The organism is Agromyces luteolus (assembly GCF_009729855.1).
Classification (GTDB): Bacteria; Actinomycetota; Actinomycetes; order Actinomycetales; family Microbacteriaceae; genus Agromyces; species Agromyces luteolus.
The window spans coordinates 51,149-68,838 of sequence record NZ_WODA01000004.1 but is presented as its reverse complement, the minus strand read 5'-3'; the positions used below and the strand labels follow the sequence as shown (position 1 = coordinate 68,838).

At 72.0% G+C, this 17,690-nt stretch carries 20 protein-coding genes and 1 pseudogene; 10 read left to right on the top strand and 11 right to left on the bottom strand.

All coding sequences use genetic code 11. The features are described 5' to 3' along the window. Nucleotide 1 precedes the first annotated feature (1 nt). Both speB and GLX25_RS03200 read left to right on the top strand, forming a co-directional pair. Entirely contained in the window at nucleotides 2-1,003 is a 1,002-nt protein-coding gene (speB, locus tag GLX25_RS03205; protein WP_155840774.1) for an agmatinase, read from the top strand. A gap of 72 nt (nucleotides 1,004-1,075) precedes the next feature. Further along, on the top strand, nucleotides 1,076-1,822 hold the full coding sequence (locus GLX25_RS03200) for a formylglycine-generating enzyme family protein (protein WP_155840773.1): 747 nt from the start codon (nucleotides 1,076-1,078) through the stop codon (nucleotides 1,820-1,822). Nucleotides 1,823-1,832: 10 nt separating this feature from the next. Here GLX25_RS03200 and GLX25_RS03195 read toward each other — a convergent pair whose 3' ends face one another. The 5 genes from GLX25_RS03195 to GLX25_RS03175 form a co-directional block, all read right to left on the bottom strand. Then, the gene (locus GLX25_RS03195; protein ID WP_155840772.1) at nucleotides 1,833-2,000 is read right to left on the bottom strand and encodes a hypothetical protein; all 168 of its coding nucleotides are present in this window, start codon (nucleotides 1,998-2,000) and stop codon (nucleotides 1,833-1,835) included. A gap of 199 nt (nucleotides 2,001-2,199) precedes the next feature. Then, complete coding sequence (locus GLX25_RS03190; protein ID WP_155840771.1) at nucleotides 2,200-2,673, bottom strand: GNAT family N-acetyltransferase; 474 nt, start codon at nucleotides 2,671-2,673, stop codon at nucleotides 2,200-2,202. Between the two features lie 137 nt (nucleotides 2,674-2,810). Then, nucleotides 2,811-3,317, bottom strand: a complete 507-nt coding sequence (locus GLX25_RS03185) for an SRPBCC family protein (protein WP_155840770.1) — start codon at nucleotides 3,315-3,317, stop codon at nucleotides 2,811-2,813. Further along, entirely contained in the window at nucleotides 3,314-3,664 is a 351-nt protein-coding gene (locus GLX25_RS03180) for an ArsR/SmtB family transcription factor (RefSeq protein ID WP_155840769.1), read from the bottom strand. The genes GLX25_RS03185 and GLX25_RS03180 overlap by 4 nt, the downstream gene beginning before the upstream one ends. A gap of 44 nt (nucleotides 3,665-3,708) precedes the next feature. After that, nucleotides 3,709-4,863, bottom strand: a complete 1,155-nt coding sequence (locus GLX25_RS03175; RefSeq protein ID WP_155840768.1) for an epoxide hydrolase family protein — start codon at nucleotides 4,861-4,863, stop codon at nucleotides 3,709-3,711. A gap of 82 nt (nucleotides 4,864-4,945) precedes the next feature. Between GLX25_RS03175 and GLX25_RS03170 the strand changes: the two genes are divergently transcribed. Beyond that, on the top strand, nucleotides 4,946-5,902 hold the full coding sequence (locus GLX25_RS03170) for a helix-turn-helix transcriptional regulator (protein ID WP_271192555.1): 957 nt from the start codon (nucleotides 4,946-4,948) through the stop codon (nucleotides 5,900-5,902). Between the two features lie 192 nt (nucleotides 5,903-6,094). On the opposite strand, the gene GLX25_RS03165 is transcribed toward GLX25_RS03170, so the two are convergent. From GLX25_RS03165 to GLX25_RS03155, 3 genes are read right to left on the bottom strand one after another with little or no spacing between them, the layout of a single operon-like run. Continuing rightward, the gene (locus GLX25_RS03165; RefSeq protein WP_155840766.1) at nucleotides 6,095-6,457 is read right to left on the bottom strand and encodes a thioredoxin family protein; all 363 of its coding nucleotides are present in this window, start codon (nucleotides 6,455-6,457) and stop codon (nucleotides 6,095-6,097) included. Next, nucleotides 6,444-7,121: a cation efflux transmembrane domain-containing protein gene (locus GLX25_RS03160; RefSeq protein ID WP_155840765.1), complete on the bottom strand. Its 678-nt coding sequence runs from the start codon at nucleotides 7,119-7,121 to the stop codon at nucleotides 6,444-6,446. Before GLX25_RS03160 ends, GLX25_RS03165 begins: the two co-directional genes overlap by 14 nt. Then, nucleotides 7,121-7,456, bottom strand: a complete 336-nt coding sequence (locus GLX25_RS03155; RefSeq protein WP_155840764.1) for an ArsR/SmtB family transcription factor — start codon at nucleotides 7,454-7,456, stop codon at nucleotides 7,121-7,123. Before GLX25_RS03155 ends, GLX25_RS03160 begins: the two co-directional genes overlap by 1 nt. 212 nt (nucleotides 7,457-7,668) lie before the next feature. On the opposite strand from GLX25_RS03155, the gene GLX25_RS03150 reads away from it, so the two are divergent. The 4 genes and pseudogenes from GLX25_RS03150 to GLX25_RS03135 all read left to right on the top strand — a co-directional run bounded on the left by GLX25_RS03150 (nucleotide 7,669) and on the right by GLX25_RS03135 (nucleotide 11,792). Further along, complete coding sequence (locus GLX25_RS03150) at nucleotides 7,669-8,424, top strand: ABC transporter ATP-binding protein (protein WP_155840763.1); 756 nt, start codon at nucleotides 7,669-7,671, stop codon at nucleotides 8,422-8,424. Next, nucleotides 8,421-9,722, top strand: a complete 1,302-nt coding sequence (locus GLX25_RS03145; protein ID WP_155840762.1) for an ABC transporter permease — start codon at nucleotides 8,421-8,423, stop codon at nucleotides 9,720-9,722. Before GLX25_RS03150 ends, GLX25_RS03145 begins: the two co-directional genes overlap by 4 nt. An 85-nt stretch (nucleotides 9,723-9,807) precedes the next feature. After that, on the top strand, nucleotides 9,808-11,088 hold the full coding sequence (locus GLX25_RS03140; protein WP_166548400.1) for a sensor histidine kinase: 1,281 nt from the start codon (nucleotides 9,808-9,810) through the stop codon (nucleotides 11,086-11,088). Beyond that, nucleotides 11,085-11,792: pseudogene (locus GLX25_RS03135) on the top strand (response regulator transcription factor). Before GLX25_RS03140 ends, GLX25_RS03135 begins: the two are co-directional and overlap by 4 nt. 12 nt (nucleotides 11,793-11,804) lie before the next feature. On the opposite strand, the gene GLX25_RS03130 reads toward GLX25_RS03135, so the two are convergent. Continuing rightward, a complete protein-coding gene (locus GLX25_RS03130) occupies nucleotides 11,805-12,164 on the bottom strand; it encodes an iron chaperone (protein WP_155840760.1) in 360 nt (119 codons plus the stop codon). Nucleotides 12,165-12,467: 303 nt separating this feature from the next. On the opposite strand from GLX25_RS03130, the gene GLX25_RS03125 reads away from it, so the two are divergent. Then, nucleotides 12,468-13,130 carry a hypothetical protein gene (locus tag GLX25_RS03125; RefSeq protein WP_155840759.1) on the top strand — a complete coding sequence of 221 codons (663 nt, stop codon included), beginning with the start codon at nucleotides 12,468-12,470 and terminating at the stop codon, nucleotides 13,128-13,130. Beyond that, nucleotides 13,127-13,906, top strand: coding sequence for a PspA/IM30 family protein (locus GLX25_RS03120; RefSeq protein WP_155840758.1), 780 nt, complete (start codon nucleotides 13,127-13,129; stop codon nucleotides 13,904-13,906). Before GLX25_RS03125 ends, GLX25_RS03120 begins: the two co-directional genes overlap by 4 nt. A 25-nt stretch (nucleotides 13,907-13,931) precedes the next feature. On the opposite strand, the gene GLX25_RS03115 is transcribed toward GLX25_RS03120, so the two are convergent. Beyond that, nucleotides 13,932-14,624: a YdeI/OmpD-associated family protein gene (locus tag GLX25_RS03115; RefSeq protein WP_155840757.1), complete on the bottom strand. Its 693-nt coding sequence runs from the start codon at nucleotides 14,622-14,624 to the stop codon at nucleotides 13,932-13,934. Between the two features lie 305 nt (nucleotides 14,625-14,929). Here GLX25_RS03115 and GLX25_RS03110 point away from each other — a divergent pair, with 305 nt between their 5' ends. Then, complete coding sequence (locus tag GLX25_RS03110) at nucleotides 14,930-17,368, top strand: M14 family metallopeptidase (protein WP_155840756.1); 2,439 nt, start codon at nucleotides 14,930-14,932, stop codon at nucleotides 17,366-17,368. Nucleotides 17,369-17,449: 81 nt separating this feature from the next. On the opposite strand, the gene GLX25_RS03105 is transcribed toward GLX25_RS03110, so the two are convergent. Further along, a complete protein-coding gene (locus tag GLX25_RS03105) occupies nucleotides 17,450-17,677 on the bottom strand; it encodes a three-helix bundle dimerization domain-containing protein (protein ID WP_155840755.1) in 228 nt (75 codons plus the stop codon). Nucleotides 17,678-17,690 lie beyond the last annotated feature (13 nt).

The following is a 17,690-nucleotide window of genomic DNA, read 5'->3' as shown; positions in this document are numbered from 1 at the left end:
GATGCACGCCTCGAACCCCGAGCACCCGGATGCTGCGGCATCCGCCCCGACCGCCGCACCCGCCGCCGCGCCCGTCGGCCCCGTCGACGCCAGCCGCGTGCCGCGCTTCGCGGGCATTGCCACGTTCGCGCGCCTCCCGCGCCTGGAGGACGTGCCGCGCGCCGACATCGCGGTCGTCGGCGTGCCGTTCGACAGCGGCGTGAGCTACCGCCCTGGTGCGCGCTTCGGCCCCGCGCACGTGCGCGAGGCCTCCCGCCTGCTGCGGCCGTACAACCCCGCGCAGGACGTCTCGCCGTTCGCGACCCAGCAGGTGGCGGATGCCGGCGACCTCGCCGTGAACCCGTTCGACATCGACGAGGCCGTGGCCGACGTCGAGGCCGGCGCCCGGGCGCTCGACGACCGAGCCGACCGCCTGGTCGTGATCGGCGGCGACCACACGATCGCCCTGCCGCTGCTCCGTGCGGTGCACGCGAAGCACGGTCCGGTCGCCGTGCTCCACTTCGACGCGCACCTCGACACGTGGGACACCTACTTCGGCGCCCCCGTGACGCACGGCACGCCCTTCCGGCGCGCGTCGGAGGAGGGCCTCATCGACCTCACCGCGAGCATGCACGTCGGCACGCGCGGGCCGCTCTACGGCGTCGAGGACCTCGCCGACGACGAGCGGCTCGGCTTCGCGATCGCCACGAGCGAGGACATCGAGGAGCACGGCGTCGCCGCGGTGATCGAGCGGATCCGCGCGCGCATCGGCGACGCACCGCTCTACATCTCGATCGACATCGACGTGCTCGACCCCGCCCACGCGCCCGGCACCGGCACCCCGGAGGCCGGCGGCCTCACGAGCCGCGAGCTGCTGCGCATCCTCCGCGCGCTCGCCGACAAGCGCATCGTCGGCGCCGACGTCGTCGAGGTCGCTCCGGCCTACGACCACGCGCAGCTGACGGCCGTCGCCGCGTCGCACGTCGCGTACGAGCTGATCAGCGCGATGGCGCCGCGCGGCTGACGCCGGCTCTGAGAACCGGTCGGGCGCCGCCCGGCCGCCCGGCCGCCCGGCCGCCCGTGAGAGACTGCCGCGATGACCGCCGACATCGAGCTCGCACGCATCGACGGCGGCACCGTCGCGATGCACGACGCGCGCCGGAAGCTGCGGTGGAGCGTCGAGCTCGAGCCGTTCGAGATCGGCGTGTACCCGGTCACGCAGGAGCAGCTCGCCGAGCTGCTCGGCGAGTCGGCGACGCACCCGCGCCGGCCCGCCACGGGCGTGAGCTGGCTGCGCGCCATCCGCTTCTGCAACGCCGCGTCGGAGTGGGAAGGGCTCGACCCGGCGTACACCTTCGACGGCGAGGACGTCACCTGGCATGTCGACGCCGACGGGTTCCGCCTGCCGACCGAGGCCGAGTGGGAGTTCGCCTGCCGCGCCGGCTCGACCACGCCGCACTACGGCCCGCTCGACGAGATCGCGTGGACGGCCGCCGACGGCGTGACCGCCCCGCAGGACGTCGGCGGCAAGCTGCCGAACCTCAACGGCCTGTTCGACACCCTCGGCAACGTGTGGGAGTGGTGCTGGGACCTGCTCGATGCGGCGCGCTACGACGAGTACCGCGTGTTCCGCGGCGGCGGGTTCGCCGACGACGCCTGGAGCGTGCGAGCGTCGGTGCGCCGTGGAGGAGCGCCGCGCATGCACCACGAGGACGTCGGTTTCCGGGTCGCGCGCGGCGGGTTCGAGGCGACGGATGCCGCGCAGGGCTGGTCCGCGGCGGCCGACCTCGAGCGCGCGGCGATCGACGCCCCGCTGCCGCCGGGCTGGACGCCGCGGCGCTGACGTGGGGTCGCTACGGCAGCTGCAGCGCGGTGTCGCCGAGCACGACGGAGGCGACCGTCAGGATGGCGCCGGCGGCGATGACCAGCGCGCCCATGACGAGCACGAGCGCGGTGCCGAAGAGCGTGGCCTTCGATTCCTCCCGTAGCGGACGTGAGGTCTCGGCGGTGTTCGAGGTCATCGTTGCTCCTGCGGCTCGTGGGTGCGGCGGACGAGTGGACGTCGCACCCGATCGTATCGACCGGGGGCGAGCGCCGCGCGGTTCGGGCGGCGGGACGTCGACGCGAGGGTCGCCCAGAAGTCCGCAGGAACCTCGCGGACACTCCCGGCGCCGCCGGGCCCATGCTGATCCCGCAGCCTGGGTCGTGCTCCGGCCCCGGTCAGAGCGCCCGGATGTAGCAGAGCATGCGGTAGTCCTCGCCCGGCTCGATGTTCACGAATCCGTGCCGCTCGTAGAAGCGCCGGGTGTCGACGTCGACCTCGTCGACGTTGATGTGCATCTCGATCGCGTCGCGCTCGCGCACCGCGTCGAGCGCCGCGATGAGCAGCCGGGTGCCGATGCCCTGATCGCGCAGCTCCGGCCGCACGTACAGTTCCTCGAGCTGCGCGAGCGGGCCGATGCCGTACGGGGTCGGGCGTAGCGTGAGGTAGGCGAAACCCACAGGCTCCGGCCCCTCGGCCAGGAGGACGACGACGTCGGGCCGCGTCAGCAGGTCGCGGAAGCGCGACCCGAACGCCTCGGCCGACGGCGTCGGCGACTCGAACTCGGTGTTGAAGTCGAACAGCAGCCGGCCGGTGACGTCGGCATCCGCCACCGTCGCGCGCCGAACCTCGAACCTCTCGGGCGGCCCCATGGCGCGAGCGTAGCCGAGCCCGGCGGATGCCGCGTGCGGCACGTCGCCGGGGCATCCGCTCGTGCAGATGGGTGGGGACCGCCCTTCGCGAGTCGATCCCGGACGACGACTCGGCGAACGCGTGACGGCGCCACCTGTCAGGTACGGCGAGCGTAGTGTTCGCGCATGGCGGGGTAGTACTGCTCGAACCGCACGGTGCCGGGATCTGCATCGTCCAGGGCGGCAGCGAGTCGGTCGAGGTAGTACTCCCAGCCCGGACCCATGCTGGAGGGGTCGTCCTCGCCGAGGACCTGGCTGAAGGTGAGCACGGTCGAGCCGTCGACGTGGGCGAGATCGAATCGCACGTGCCATCGCTGCTCGCCCACTCGAGTGTCCGCCGCGAACCGGTGCGGAGGGTTGCACTCGCGGATGCGGAATTCCTCGCCCTCGATGTCGTCCCCCTCAGCGGTCATGAAGAAGGTCACGGCTCCGGTCGAGGGTTCGCCTTCCCAGCGCCCGATCCATCGCTCGAGTCGTTCGGATTCCGTCATCGCGGCCCAGACCGCGCCGATCGGAGCTCGGAAGCGGCGCACGAGGCGAACCTCCGGGCCGAGCGGGCCCTGCGTGGTGGACCCGGTGGGGGTCGGCGACGTCTGCTCGGTCATGCGATCTCCTGTCCTCGGTGCGGTTCTGCTGCCGTGTCGCGGGTGGTTCTCCGGACCTCGAGATCGAGAGCGGCGAACGCCTCGCTGGGAATCGGGGGCTGCTCGAGCACATCGAGGAACCGCCTCACCACGGCCAGCGCCTCGCGGCGCAGTCGGTAGTGGCGGAGGCGACCGACGGGCTCGACCTCGACGAGGCCGGATTCCAACAGCAGTCCAAGGTGCTTGCTGACGGCTGGGCGACTCATCGGCAGTCCGGCCGCGAGGTCGCCGGCAGAGCGCGGGCCGCCGGCCAGTCGCTCCAGCAACCGTCGGCGCGTGGCGTCGGCGAGCGCGTGGAAGGCATCCATGAGACAAAGCGTAACCATTCGGTTACGCTTTGTGAAGCCCACGGTCAGCCGCGCTGCGACGAGAAGAATGCCGCGATGTCGCCTGCCAGCACGTCGGGAACCTCGAGCGAGGCGAAGTGTCCGCCCTCGGGGAAGCGGCTCCAGTGCACGATGGCGTCGTTGTCGCGCTCGGCGAAGACCCGGATGGTCTGGAAGTCGTCGGCGAACACGGCGACGCCGGTCGGTGCGTGGTTGACGGCCGGCGCCGGCTCGTCCTGCGCGTTCTCGAAGTAGGCGCGGCTCATGCCGGCGGCCGAGTTGGTGAACCAGGCGATGCTCACGGCCGTGAGGATCGCGTCGAGCGGCACCTTCGACGTGCCGTTGCCGAACGACTCGAACAGCTCGCTGTAGGCGAGCAGTCCGACCGGCGAGTCGCTGAGGGCGGCCGCGATCGTCTGCGGGCGCGACGCGTTCATGGTGTTGTAGCCGCCGACCTTCTGGAACCACTGCAGGTGCTCGAGGGCGGCGTAGTCGGCCGGCTCGAGCCGCTCGAACTCGCTCGGGTCGCCCGAGGGGAACGAGAACAGCTGCAGCACGTGCAGCCCGAGGAAGCCGTCGGGCTCGAGGAGGCCGAGCTCGCGGGCGACCATCGCGCCGTTGTCGGATCCGTGCACGCCGTACCGCTCGTATCCGAGCCGGCGCATGAGCGTGTCGTACGCGCGGGCGACGCGGCGGGTCGTCCACCCCGACTCGCGCACCGGGTTCGAGAAGCCGAACCCCGGGGCATCCGGGATCACGAGCGTGAAGGCGTCCTCGGCCCGGCCGCCGTGCGCGACCGGGTCGACGAGGCGGTCGATGAGGTCGAGGTAGTCGGCGGATGACCCGGGGTAGGTGTGCGCGAGCAGGAGCGGCGTCGCCTCAGGGTGCGGCGACACGACGTGCAGGAAGTGGATCGGCTGGCCGTCGATCTCGGTGATGAAGTTCGGCACGGCGTTGATCCGGGCCTCGACGGCGCGCCAGTCGAAGGACTTCCACTGCTCGACGGCCCCCTGCAGGTAGTGGTTCGGGGTGCCGGTGGTCCAGTCGTCGGCGGGCGCGGGCTGCGGCATGCGCGTGCGGGCGAGGCGGTCGGCGAGGTCATCGAGGTCGGCCTGCGGCACGGCGACGGTGAAGGGGCGGATGTCGGTGAGTTCGGTCTGCGATGCGCTGGTGGTGTTCATGTCTCCGACGGTACGGTCGATAGCGGAAAGGATCGTTCCTGATGAGCGAAGTCCGCACGCACCGATTCACGAGGGGGCCGTCGTGACCGACACCGCTGGCCGCCTGCTGGCCCTCCTCGGCCTCCTGCAGTCGCGGCCGAGCTGGTCGGGCACCGAACTCGCCGAGCGGCTCGGTGTCACGACCCGCACCATCCGGAACGACGTCGAGCGCCTCCGCGGCCTCGACTATCCGATCGAGGCGACCCGCGGCTCGCTCGGCGGCTACCGTCTCGGCGCGGGCGGACGCCTGCCACCGCTGCTCCTCGACGACGAGGAGGCGGTCGCCGTGGCGATCGGCCTGCGCGCGGCCACCGGCGTCGCGGGCGTGGGCGAGTCGAGCCGACGAGCGCTCGCGAAGCTCGAGCAGGTGCTGCCGGCCCGTCTTCGGCCGACCGTGGAGGCGATGGCGACGGTCGTCGACCGCGCGCCCGAGAACAACGACACGGATGCCCCCGACCCCGAGGTCGACCCCGATGTGCTGCGTGCGATCGCGACCGCCATCCGCTCGGTCGAGTGGCTGCGCTTCGACTACGACGACGCGCCACGGCTCGTCGAGCCGTACCGGCTGCTCGCGTGGCTGCGGCGCTGGTACCTCGTCGCACGCGATCCGGAGTCGGGGGAATGGGACGTCTTCCGCGCCGACCGCATGCGCCCGCGGATGCCGACCCGGCGCCGCTTCGAACCTCGGCTCGTGCCCGGCGGCGACTACACCGCGTTCACGATGCGGCAGGTCGCGGTGAGCGGATGGAACGTGCACGCGCGCCTGCGGATCGCGGCTGCGGCATCCGCGGTCCTGGATCGCATCCACCCCGCCGTCGGCATCGTCGAGGAGGTCTCCGCCGCCGAGTCGATCCTCGTCACGGGCGCGGACAGCCTCGACACCGTCGCGGCGTACATCGGCATGCTCGGCATGGACTTCACGGTCGAGTCGCCGCCGGAGCTCCGCGACCTGCTCCGCGTCTACGCGGAGCGGTACGTGCGGGCGGCGGTCGGCAGGTGAGATGCGCAACGCCGGTCGACGCGAAGTGCGCGGTAGATGAGGCGGGAAGACTACTCGTGGGCCGGATCGTTCTGGAGTCGGAGTGCGACCCACAGGCCGCAGCGTCGACAGATGCAGACGTCTTCGGCCAGTTCGTGGAGGCGACGTCGGGGCAGGGTGCGGCCGCAGCAGGCGCACCTGGCGGTCGGGTCGTCAGGCATGCGAGCGGATCACTTCCTCGAGCTGGGCTCGGGTCGGGTGCCCGGCGATCCCGTCCGGCGTGACGTAGACGCGGCAGGCGTGCGCATTCTCGCTCTGGTCGGAGGCGAACGGGTCGGTCCCGTCGACGAGGATGGTCGGCGAACCCGCGAAACGGGTGTCGACGGCCGGTTCGCCGGGATCGATCACGCTCGCGGTGATCAGGACGTCGTGGTGGCCCGTTGCGTCGAGCACCTCGCGGAGCAGACGCAGCGTCTGCTCCCAGTTCGGGCAGTCGGCCAGATGCAGCAGCTCGACCCGGATGCCGCGGTCCGACAGCCTGCTCTCCGGCGAGATCCGGGGCTCAGTGGTGGTCATGGCCGTCCTCCTGCCCCTGGTCCGTTTCGAGGATCATCCCGACGGAGGTCGCGCACGTGTCGCCCTTCCACGCCTCGATGCCCTCGCGGACGGCGAAGACGACGATGACCAGCCCGGCGATCGGATCGGCCCACCACCAGCCGAAGAGGCTGTTCAGCAGCAGCCCGAGGAGCACGGCAGCGGACAGGTAGGCGCAGATCAGCGTCTGCTTCGAGTCCGCGACGGCGGTCGCCGAGCCGAGCTCACGCCCGGCACGACGCTCGGCGAGCGAGAGCAGCGGCATCACCGCGGCGCTGACCGCGGTCAGGACCAGCCCCACCGTGCTGTGCTCGGGCCGGACCACACCGCCGAGTGCGAGCAGGGAGGTCACGGTCACGTAGGCAGCGAGGGCGAAGAACGCGATCGCGATGACCCGCAGCGTGCCCTGCTCCCACCGTTCCGGGTCGCGCCGCGTGAACTGCCAGGCGACCGCGGCGGCGGAAAGCACCTCGATCATCGAGTCCAGCCCGAACCCGATCAGCGCGACCGACGACGCGATCGACCCGGCCGTGATCGCGACGACCGCCTCGATCACGTTGTAGCCGATCGTCGCCGCGACGATCAACCGGATGCGACGGTGCAGCACCATCCGGCGGGCGTCGGTGACGGGCGCGGTCGAGGTCATCAGCAGGTGCACCCCGCCCCGTCGCAGCAGTCCGGATCGACGACCAGCACCAGGCGCAGCAGGTCGTCCAACGCGGTGGCGAGATGCGGGTCCGCGAGCCGGTACCAGGTTCGACGACCGTCGGGCGTCGATTCCACCAGCCCGCACCCGCGAAGGCAGGCGAGCTGGTTCGACATCACCTGCCGGGACACCCCCAACGCGTCGGCGAGGTCCGACGGGTGCGCGCGTCCGTCCCGCAATGCCAGCAGGATGTTCGAGCGGGTCGGATCCGACAGTGCATGCCCGAGCCGGGCGAGCGCAGCGGTATGGGTGACGGTCGCGGTCGCACTGGTCATGGGTCAACAGTACAGAGAGTCATGAATTAACGGCACCGTGTATCGACGTGGCGTGCACCCTGAAACGGGGCCAAGTCGCTCCGGCGCAACCCGACGTACTGCGATCGCGGTACCCGAAGATCGGGCGAACGGAGGACGCGCCATCCGCCCGCACCGCGTTGACTCGGAGCACGGTCGCCGCACTCGGCGATCGCCCCGCCGAGAGGAGCACGATGTCCACCCCAGTCCTGCGCGTCGAGGACCTGCACCGGTCCTACGGCCGCGGCCCGACCCGCTTCGAGGCGCTGAAGGGCGTCGACGTCGAGGTGCGCGCCGGCGAGTCGCTCGCGATCGTCGGCAAGTCCGGTTCGGGCAAGTCGACGCTGATGCACCTGCTCGCGCTGCTCGACCGTCCGACCTCCGGAAGCGTGGAGCTCAACGGCGTGCCCGCCGATCGGCTCCGCGGCCGCGAGCTCAACCGGGTGCGGAACGAGACCTTCGGGTTCGTCTTCCAGCAGTTCTTCCTCACGCCGAGCGCGACGGTGCTCGAGAACGTCATCCTCCCGCTGAAGATCGCCGGCGTCGGGCGGGCCGAGCGCAAGCGCCGCGGCATGGCCGTGCTCGAGCAACTCGATCTCGCCGACAAGGCGAAGAACAGGGCGATCGACCTGTCCGGCGGGCAGAAGCAGCGCGTGGTCATCGCGAGGGCGCTCGTCAACGACCCGCAGGTGATCTTCGCCGACGAGCCGACCGGCAACCTCGATACGACGACCGGCGCCGCGGTCGAGGACCTCCTCTTCGGGCTGAACCGCGAGCGCGGCATCACGCTCGTGGTCGTCACGCACGACGAGGAGCTCGCCTCGCGCTGCGATCGGCGGATCACGGTGCGCGACGGCCGGATCGAGGCATCCGCCACCGCCGCGACCACCGCGTCGGGCACCGGGACAACCGCCGAACCCGGCCGCCCGGCCGAGGAGGTGGCCGCATGAAGCCCGCCGACGTCGTCGGCTCGGCCGTCGCGAACACCTTCCGGTCGAAGACCCGCACCATCCTCACCGTGCTCGCGATCTTCATCGGCGCGTTCACGCTCACGATCACGACCGGCCTCGGCACCGGGATCAACCGCTACATCGACCAGACCGTCGCCGAGATCGGCGCCGAGGACGTGATGACGGTCGCGCACCAGGCCGAGGAGACGACGGACGACGGCCCGCGCGAGTACGACCCGGACGCCGTCACGGCCTCCGGCCTCGGCGCCGACGGACCCGGCGGCGGCCAGACCATCGACCCGATCACCGACGACGACCTCGTGACGATCGCGGCGATCGACGGCGTCGAGTCCGTCGAACCGCTCAAGCAGGTGTCGGTCGACTACGTCCAGCACGACGACGGCACCCGCTACGAGGTCTCGGTGGGCTCGTTCATCCCCGGCATGGAGCTCGTGCTCGCCTCGGGCGAGCAGCCCGACGCCGACGCGGCAGAGCCGCAGGTCGCGATCCCGGTCGACTTCGTCGAGCCGCTCGGGTTCGCCTCGCAGGGCGACGCGCTCGGCGGCGAGGTCGCGTTCGGGGTGACGGATGCCACGGGCGCCGAGCACGTCGTCACGGCCGAGGTCGTCGGCGTCTCCGAGTCCGGCCTCATCGGCACCGGGAACAGCGTCTCGCCGAACACCGCGCTCACCGACGAGCTCTACGCCGTGCAGGCGACGGGTGCGACCGGGCAGGCCGACGTCTACGGCTCGGCGGTCGTCACGTTCGACCCCGAACTCGGCGAGCCGGCGACGCAGGCGCTGAAGGACGACCTCGACGAGGCCGGCTTCACGGCGACCACGGTCGAGGATCAGATCGGCGCGTTCCAGTCGGTCATCGACGGCATTGTGCTCGTGCTCAACGCGTTCGCCGTGATCGCCCTGCTCGCCGCAGGATTCGGCATCGTGAACACGCTGCTCATGTCGGTGCAGGAACGCACCCGCGAGATCGGCCTGATGAAGGCCATGGGCATGGGCTCGGGCAAGGTGTTCGGGCTGTTCAGCACCGAGGCCACGTTCATGGGGTTCCTCGGCTCAGCCGTGGGCGTCGTGCTCGGCATGGTCGCCGGGACGGCCGTCGGCGACGCGCTCGCGACCACGATGTTCGCCGACCTCCCGGGCCTGACGCTCATCGCGTTCGACCCGGTCTCGGTCGCGTCGATCGTCGTGCTGGTGATGGCGATCGCCTTCCTCGCCGGCACGATCCCGGCCGGGCGCGCCGCCCGGCAGGACCCCATCGAGTCGCTCCGGTACGAGTAGGAGACGGCGCGGTGGATGAGCGGATGGGTCGGGCATGGGGGTGCCCGGCCCATCCGCGACGACGGGGATGCGCGAGGATCGAGGCATGAGCGACGAGGACCGCGGGCGGGTCGCACCCGACCGGATGGCGGCGCGACGCGCCGCGCCCGCGTGGGTGTGGGACGTCGTCGTCGTGCTCGTCGCGATCGCGTGGGCATGCGCGCCGTATCGCGGGCCGACGCCCGAGTTCCTCGCCGTGGAGGCGCCGGCGGCCTTCGCGCTCGCGCTCGCACAGGCCCCCGTGCTGCTGCTGCGGCGCCGCCTGCCGCTCGTCACGTACGGCGTGGTGTGGGCGCTGATGGCCGCCGGCACCCTCGTCGTCGGCAGCGCCATGCCGTTCGTCGTGCCCGCGGCGATCGCCGCGTACGCGATGTCGAAGCGGGCTCCTCGGCGCCGGGTGCTGATCACGGTGCTGACCTCGATCGTCCTCCTCGTCGGCGTCGAGCTCATCGCGGGCGCGGGCGACGGATTCGACCCGCGGTTGATCCCCGTTCCAGCGCTGCTCGCGTTCGCCGCGGCGGCGGGGGATGCCACGCGCTCGCGCCGCGCCTACGTGGCTGCGCTCGCCGAGCGGGCCGAGCGTGCCGAGGCGACGCGCGAGTCGGAGGCACGCCGTCGCGTCGCCGAGGAGCGGCTGCGCATCGCGCGCGACCTGCACGACGCCGTCGCCCACCAGATCGCGGTCATCAACCTGCAGTCGAGCGTCGCCGAGCGGGCGATCGCCGAGGGCCGTGAGCCCGACCTGCCGCGCGCCCGCGAGTCCGTCGCGACGGCGGCGCGCGCCGCGCGCGAGGTGCTCGGCGAGATCGGCGACCTGCTCTCGACGCTGCGCACGGAGTCCGACGACGCGACGCCGTCGGCCCCGCCGGCCGGCCTCGCCGACCTGGGGCGGATGGTCGACGACTTCGCGGTGACCGGACTCGGCGTGACCGTTCGCCACGAGGTCGCGTCCGACGCGGGCGACGTGCCGACGGCCGTGGATCGCTCGGCCTACCTCGTGCTGCGCGAGGCGCTCACGAACGCGAGCAAGCACGGCGCCGACGGTCGCGCCCACGCGCTCATCGAGCAGGATGCCTCGACGCTCGCGATCACCGTCACCAACGCCACGGCGCCGGGCGCGCCGCGCGATACGGGCACGCCCGCCGCGCCGGGGCGTCCGGCGGGCGGACACGGCCTGCTCGGCCTGCGCGAACGGGTCGCCGCCGTGCGGGGCACGCTCGTGACCGGCGCCGACGCCGGCGTGTTCCGGCTGCGCGCCGAGTTCCCCGTCGGGCCGCGAGAGGTTCCCGAGTCGACGGATGCCACGGGACGGGAGGGCGGACGATGACCGCCCGGGTCCTCGTGGTCGACGACCAGCCGCTCATCCGCCAGGCGGTGGCCGCACTGCTCGGGGCGGAGCCGACCCTCGAGGTCGTCGGCGAGGCCGCCGACGGGAACGAGGCGCTCGACCTCGTCCGCGAACTCCGGCCCGACGTCGTGCTCATGGACATCCGGATGCCGGGGCTCGACGGCATCGAGGCGACGCGGCGGATCGGCGCGGACCCGGAGCTCGCCGACGTGCGGGTGCTGATCCTGACCACGTTCGAGGAGGACGAGAACGTCGTGCGCGCGCTGCACGCCGGCGCTTCGGGCTTCATCGGCAAGGGCACCGACCCCGACGCGCTCGTCGAGGCGGTGCACACGGTGCACGCGGGGGAGTAGCTGCTGTCGCCATCCGCCACCCGCGTGCTCATCGAGCGCTACGTGCGACCCGGCCCGGTGCCCGCGCCGACCGCGACCTCAGCGCTCGGCACGGCGCTCGCGTCGCTCACCGAACGCGAACGCGAGGTGCTCGTGCTGGTCGCCGGCGGCCTGTCGAACGACGACCTCGCCGAGCGGCTGGTCATCTCGCGCCACACCGCGAAGACGCACGTGAATCGCGTGATGGCCAAGCTCGGAGCGCACGATCGCGCGCAGCTCGTGATCGCGGCCTACGAAGCGGGGCTCGTCCGGCCCGGCGGCGGATCGGACGGGGGCGCGAGTGGCGCCTGACGAGCGGGCGGCTCAGTCGCTCGCGGCCGCGCGCTGCGCGACGATCGCCGCGGCGATGCGGCCGATGAGGTCGATCGGGAGTTCGGCGCGGTGCGGGAGGTTCACCGTGTCCGTGGCGCTCCGGAGCGGCGCGACCTCGGACTCGAGCGGCCCGGGCAGCGTCGGCACGGGGTAGAGGCCGATGTGGTGCTTCCATCCGGCGAAGTGGATGGCGTAGCGGCCGCCGAGCATGACGGCGGCGATGCCGTAGCGGATCCTCTCCTCCACCGGCGGCGGGACCTCGGCGACGATCGCAGCCCGCACCTGCCGGAGGCGATCCGCGACGTCGTCGGGGAACGACGCGATGTACTCGTCCACCGTCTGGGCTGTCATGCGGTCATGCTCGCACCGCTCGGCGTGATGCGCCAGAGCGACGAATCCACGGTGCCGAGGTGGCGCTCGCCGACCCGGACGAGCGGGCCGTGCGGCACCGGACCGGGGTGCGCCAACCTGCGAATTCGCGCCCACCCCTGCCGTTTCCGGCCGACGTGGCGTAGATTGCGATATATCGCGTCGAGTCACGCTATATCGCGTGTTCCTCGGCACGGGTCCGCAGCGACGACGCGACGGGGAGGGGCGGCGCATGAACTCGGATGGGCGCGGAGGAGTCCGCGCGAGCCGACGGGGGAGTCGGACATGAGCGGCCTCGAGGTCGTGCTCGCGGCGCTCGGCATCATCGTGCTGCTCGGGATCGCGAGCTTCGTCGCGCTCGTGCTCATCGTGCGGCACGTCTACCGGCGCATCCGCTACAGCCGTCGGGTCGACGGCGCACTCATGCGCGGTCGGGCCAAGGTGAGTCGCGGCCCGCAGCGCACCATCCTCGACCTCAGGGTGCGGCTCGACGACGCGCTCGCGAGCGGTCAGGCGGCCGTCGACCTCGCGGCGAAGGGGCCCGGGCCACGCGGCGAGTTCCCCGGCATCTTCCGGCGCATCTGCGAGGAGGGCGCCTCGCTCGACGCGCAGCTGCGCCTGATGGAGAGCGAGATCGACCGCGGCGTCCTGACCGCCGAGCTCCCCGCCGCCGAGGAGCGGGTCGGCCAGGTCGAGGCGCTCGTCCGACGCATCCGGTCGGCCGTGGCATCCGCCCTCGCCGGAGCGAGCGACGACGGCCTCACGGGCCTCCGCGCCGACGTCGACCGCGAGGTCGCCGCGCTGCGCGCGGGCGTCGAGGAACTCCATGCGCTCAGCCTGCGCGACACTGCCGCCGACCCGATCCGGCAGCCCACGACCTCCACGGTCCGCGACCCCGCGGCCGTGCACGACAGCTCACCCGTTCGAGACAAGGGGAACCGACCATGAGCGACAACACCTCCCGGATGCGCACGATCTTCCGGAGCAAGACCACCAAGGCCCTCGACCGGATCGAGGACCCGCGCGACACGCTCGACGACAGCTACGACCAGCAGGTCAAGCTGCTGCACGAGGTGCGGCGCGCCGTCGCCGAGGTGGCGACCGCGAAGAAGCGCATCGAGCTGCAGGGGCAGGAGATGGGCGGGCGCTACCAGCGCCTCGGCGTGCAGGCGCGGGACGCGCTGACGCAGGGCCACGAGGACCTCGCGCGTGCCGCGCTCGAGCGACGGGCGCTCCTTGAAGGTGAGGTGGCGAAGCTGCAGGCGCAGTACACGTCGCTCGACAAGCAGGCGTCGCAGCTCCAGGAGCGCGAGCGGCGGCTGACCGACCAGATCGCCGCGTTCCGCGTCGAGAAGGAGACCATCAAGGCCACCTACACCGCGTCGGCCGCGCAGGTGCGCGCGAACGAGGCGGTCGCCGGGCTCAGCGCGAACATCGACGACATCGGCACGAGCCTCGACCGGGCGCGCGACCGCGTGGCGCAGATGCAGGCGCGTGCGGCGGCCACCGACGAGCTGCTCTCGAGCGGCGTGCTGAAGGACCTCACCGCGGCGCCCGACGCCGACATCGAGCGGCAGCTGGCCGCGATCACGGCGCAGGCCGAGGTCGAGCGGCGCCTGCAGTCGATGCGGGATGCCACGGGCTCGGAGCCGGCCGGCGCGGGCGACCGCGTGGACCAGGGCCCCGACGGGTGGTTGAGCATCGGGCAGGGGCCGACGACCTGAGCGGACCCCGCTCACGGCCCCGATCTCAGGATGACCCGGCCGCGCGGCCGTTCGCTTCGGCCGCCGCTCGAGCCGCCTCCGCGGCCCGCTCAACCCACTTCGGCGTCGCCCCGTACTGCTGGAACGGCACGAGCTGCCCGGCCGCACTGTGCTCGACGAGCTGCGACATCCGTCGCTCGCGCGTGGCCTCCTGCTTCGCCGACATGATCCAGTACGCGACCAGCTTGCGGTAGCTCGGCGTCGCGACCTCCCAGAACGCGGATGCCGCGGCATCCGCCTCGAGCATGCGCGTGAACTCCGGCGGGAGCGCCTCCTCGGGGTTCTCGAACGAGTAGATCGCCGAGCGGTCGTCGCTGCGGCGCTCGTACGCGGCGATGCCCGCGGGGCGCATGCGGCCCTCGGCGGTGAGGCGCTCGACGTGCGCGATGTTCACGGCGGACCAGTTGCTCTTCGGCTTGCGCGGGGTCCAGCGCTGGCGTCGCGCGACGTCGTCGATGCGCTGCGACACGGAGTCGATCCAGCCGAAGCAGAGTGCCTCGGGCACGGCCTCCTCCCACGTCAGCCCGCGCTCGGGCGCGCCCTTCTTGTAGAGGCCCATCCACAGCTCGGTCTCGGTCTCGTGGTTGGCCTCGAGCCACGCGCGGAACTCCTCGGGGCCGGAGAAGAACAGGGCCGGCCGCTCGGGCGTGCCGCCCGGTGTGCCGATGGAGCCGCTCATGCGTCGAGTCTGGCAGGGGCCACCGACGTCGCGGAGTACGAGGGCGACCTGGCCGACCGAACGCGCTGGGACGTCGTGGCGCGCGCCGATCGTCCGCCGAGGCATCCGCTCAACGGGCAATTCGTCCCGACTACTTTTGACATCGTTGACGCGAAAGTTGCCCGGCCGGTAGACAGAGCGCACGCTCGACCCGGTCCGCGCCCGCAGGCCGGGTCGGGCGGTCGGAGTGGGGGCGACGGCGATCCGTGCACCCCTGCCGGCGACGGCTCCATCTCAGGGTCACCGCAACGAGGGGGAAGACATCGATGTCCACGATCAGACGCAGGGTGCTCGGGGGGTCGGCGGCGTTCGCCGCGCTCGCCGGGCTCGTCCTCACCAGCATGACGCCCATCAGTCCGGCGAGCGGCACCGAGCCGCTGCCGGAGCTCGTCCGAGACGCCGGTGACGAGGTCGCCGTCGTCGAGGTGATCGTCGCCGACTCCGCCGAGCTCGACCGCCTGGTCGGCACCGGCGTCGACCTCGACCACGCCGCGCACGCCAACCCCGACGGCACGATCACGGCGCACGCCGTGATCAGCGACGGTGAAGCGGACGCACTGCGCGCCCGCGGATTCGCGGTCGGGAAGTCCGTGCACGACGAGGACGACACCGAGGCCGTGCTCGCCGAGCGCGACGCGACCATCGCCGAGGCCGTCGCCGCGAACGAGGAGTTCGCCGAGGCGGCCGAGGCGGCGGAGGTCTCCGACGTGAGGATCATCCGCGCCGACTACTACACGTCGTTCGGCGTCGGCTACCTCTCCGTCGAGGCCAAGTGGGCCGACGGCCAGACGAACTCGTCGCAGCTCACGGTCGCCCGTGACAGCGGCCCCGGCACCGAGATCGGCTCGGGCGGCACGCAGAACATCAGCCGCTTCGTCGACGCGGGCGTCTACCTGTACCACCGCGGTGCCGCGGTCGTCGAGACGCGACCCGACACCATCCGCATCACGAGCCCGAGCGGCGACACCGCGACGGCGAAGGTCGAGGACTGGCTCCCGCTCGACGGCGACGACGCGTACGGGCCGAACTACCAGAGCGACTTCATCACGTCGTACCTCACGCCGACCGAGCTCTACGACCGGGTCAAGGCGCTCGCGGCGGAGTTCCCGCAGCTCGCCGAGATCGTCCAGCTGCCGTACGAGACGAACGGCTACCGCCGTCTCGCGCAGGCGCTGCTCGGAACCTCGACGGCGAACCGGGTCGGCATCGACTCCGTCGCGTGGGGCCACGAGGGCGGCAACGACCTGAGCGTCGCGTTCGTCGACCCCGGGGCCGCGGACTCCCCGCTCTCGGTGTCCGTCACGGGTGACGACATCACGGTGTCGCTCGCGACCGATGCGTCCGGCGCGATCACGAGCACCGCGGCGCAGGTCGTCGCGGCGATCAACGCCGCGCCCGCGGCATCCGCCCTGGTCACCGCCTACACCTACCGCGGCAACAGCGGTTCGGGCGTCGTCTCGGCGGCCTCGGCCGACCTCACCGACGGGCTCTCGGCGCCCGAGACCGTCTCGCGCGACCCGCACCCGGTGTACGCGATCCGCGTCGGCAAGACCCGCGACGGGTCGAAGCCGGGCGTGCTCGCCTACGCGCAGGAGCACGCGCGCGAGTGGGTGCCGCCGCTCGTCACGATCGAGACGGCGGAGCGACTGCTGCGCAACTACGCGCAGGACGCCGAGACGAAGAAGCTCGTGAACGCGCTCGACATCTGGATCGTCCCGTCGGTCAACCCCGACGGCGGCCACTACTCGTTCTACGACTTCAACTCGCAGCGCAAGAACATGACGAACCACTGCCCGCTGACCGGCAGCGCCGACTTCAACGCGCGGAACAGCTGGGGCGTCGACAACAACCGCAACTACGACACCTACAGCCTCTTCGACGGGTACGACGGCGCGTCGACCTCGTGCACGAGCGGCACCTACGCCGGTCCGAGCGAGCTCAGCGAGCCCGAGAGCTCGAACATCGACTGGATCGCGGGGGAGAACCCGAACATCAGGTTCGCGATGAACCTGCACAGCTCGGGCAACTACTTCATGTGGTCGCCCGGCGCGTACGCGCTGCCCGGTCGGGTGTCGGCCCCGCGGCCGACCCTCGAGGAGGAGTCGTACTTCTGGGGCGCCTCGGCGCGGATCCTCTCCGAGATCAAGCGGTACCGCGGGCTGTCCGTGACGCCGGCCCGCACGGGCCCGATCGCCGACGTGCTGTACTCCGCGGCCGGCAACTCGGGTGACCTGCTCTGGTACAAGCACGGGATCTACGCGTGGAACTTCGAGGTCGGCACGCAGTTCCAGCCGCCGTTCGAGAACGAGAACCCGACGGGCGCCTCGGCGCACGCCGAGTCGCAGGAGTTCGCGAACGGACTCGTCGAACTCATGCGGGTCGCCCGCGACTTCGAGACCGACGACAAGCGTCCGTCGAGCAAGGTCGTCGTCTCGGCGAGCGCCGAGCCCGGCATGGTCGACGTGATGTTCGACACCTCGGAGCCGGCGGCCGTGTTCTACACGATCGACGGGTCGAAGCCCACCTACGCGTCGACGCTGTACGCCTCGGCCGGCGTGCGCGAGGGCGCCGAGACGATCACAGTGCCCGCGGGCACCAGGATCAACTGGTTCTCGGTCGACTCGGCGGGCAACGTCGAGCGGAACTACAAGCCGGACGGCAGCGGGACGAACTTCAGCTCGACGACCGTCAGGGCGTCGAGCTGACCCCAGCCGACCCGAACCGGCCGCGGCCGCGGTGTCCCGAGCGGATGCCGCGGCCGCGGTCGTCCTGCGGCCGATGCCTCGTCAGCCCGACTTCGCGGCCGCCTTGATGCGGCGCTTCGCGCCCTTCTCGACGAGCACCGGCACGAAGTCGCGGACGGGCCGGCCGTCGAACGCGCGATGCTCCTCGTCGACGATGCGTCGGATCTCGTCGCGGTCGAGGTCGGGGAACTTCTTCGACAGCCGGTCGACGACCTCGTCGACGCTGCGCTGCTCGTTGTCGTCGCGCGACCCGTCCTGCGTGGAACCCATGCGCCGAGTCTGG